Origin of the sequence: Cupriavidus sp. WS (assembly GCF_000395345.1) — a bacterium.
In the GTDB taxonomy this organism is placed as follows: Bacteria; Pseudomonadota; Gammaproteobacteria; order Burkholderiales; family Burkholderiaceae; genus Cupriavidus; species Cupriavidus basilensis_B.
This window is the reverse complement of the sequence record NZ_AQPL01000631.1, coordinates 1-1558: the sequence shown is the minus strand read 5'-3', so window position 1 is coordinate 1558 and position 1558 is coordinate 1. Positions and strand designations below refer to the sequence as shown.

The 1558-nt window shown below is 70.0% G+C and carries 2 protein-coding genes; both read left to right on the top strand.

Translation table 11 applies throughout. The features are described from left to right. Positions 1-282: 282 nt before the first annotated feature. On the top strand, positions 283-1239 hold the full coding sequence (locus K206_RS0135900; protein WP_081651636.1) for a DMT family transporter: 957 nt from the start codon (positions 283-285) through the stop codon (positions 1237-1239). 68 nt (positions 1240-1307) lie between these two features. Continuing rightward, positions 1308-1558: SDR family NAD(P)-dependent oxidoreductase (locus K206_RS40420; RefSeq protein WP_155888418.1), on the top strand; the 251-nt coding region annotated here is incomplete at its 3' end.

Here is a 1558-nt window from a genome sequence, read left to right as displayed (position 1 = left end):
GCGAAAGGGAGGGAAAGAGGGATGCTGCCGTCATGTGTGCTCCTTGGTTTTTCTTATGCGGCACGCGGGCGGGCGTGCCGACCGGCGAGCTTACGGCAGTTTGGCGAAGGCTGCCAGCGCCGCCTCGGCCGGGTCCGCGCCCGCGCCGCCGCGTCCGCTGCCGCCCGCCGCGGCCCGGCGCGGGCGGCGTCCGCAGCCTTTGCCTCTTTTCGCATACAATGGCTCGCGTCCTGCCCGAGCCGCCTCCGGCGGCGCGCGGCGTGTCCCATCCAGTCCGCCCCCGTGCCCGCATCCCCACTTTCCCGCATCGCGGCTCCCGCGCAGCCCGCTTCCCAGCCACCCTCCCAGCGCAGCGGCCTCGCCGTGGCCGCCATCGGCGCCGTGCTGTTTTCCTGCAAGGCCATCGTCGCCAAGCTGATGTACCGCTACGACGTCGACGCGGTCATGGTCATCACGCTGCGCATGCTGTTCGCCGTGCCGCTGTTCATGGCGATCGGCTGGTGGCAGTCGCGCCGGCTGCCGGCGCTGTCCTGGGCCGACCGCGGCCGCATCGTCTTCCTCGGCTTCATCGGCTACTACCTGTCGAGCTTCCTCGATTTCCTCGGCCTGCAGTACATCACCGCCGGGCTGGAGCGGCTGATCCTGTTCCTCACGCCGTCGTTCGTGCTGCTGACCAGCGCCGTGGTGTTCAAGCGCAGCATCAGCCCCAGGCAATGGCTGTCGCTGCTGCTCGCGTATATAGGCATCGTGCTGGTTTTCGCGCATGATCTGGACGTGAGCGGCAGCGGGGTCTGGCTGGGCGCTGCGCTGGTGCTGAGCAGCGCGCTGACCTACGGCATCTACCTGATCCTGTCCGGCGAGCTGGTGCAGCGCATCGGCTCGCTGCGGCTGGTGGCGTATGCGATGTGCGTGTCCACCGCCTGCTGCATCGTGCAGTATGTCGTGCTGGGGCGCCCCGTGGCGGCGCTGCTGCAGCCGGCGCCCGTGATGTGGCTGTCGCTGGTGAACTCGGTGCTGTGCACGGTGATGCCGGTGTCGCTGACGATGATCGCGGTGGCGCGCATCGGCGCGCCGATGGCGTCGCAGGCCGGCATGCTGGGCCCGGTGTCGACGCTGTTCCTCGGCTTCTGGCTGCTGGGCGAGCCGATCACCGGCGTGCAACTGGCCGGCAGCGCGCTGGTCATGGGCGGGATATATTTGCTGTCGGCGCGCCGGCGCGAACCGGCGCGGGCAGGCTAGAAGACACAAGGCATGGCCAACAACAGGGGCGGGCAGCCGCCTCGATGACACAACAAGGAGTCGACGAGATGGATCTAGGATTGCGCGGCAAGCATGCGCTGGTGTGCGGCGCCAGCAAGGGCCTCGGTTTCGCCTGCGCGGACGCGCTGGCCGCCGAAGGCGTGGACGTGGTGATCGTGGCGCGCGGCGCCGAGGCGCTGGAGAAGGCGGCGGCGGACCTGCGCGCGCGCCACGGCCGGCGCGTGGTGGCGGTGGCCACCGACATCACCACCCCGGAAGGACGCAAGCTGGCGCTGGATGCCGTCGCCAGGCTCGGCGA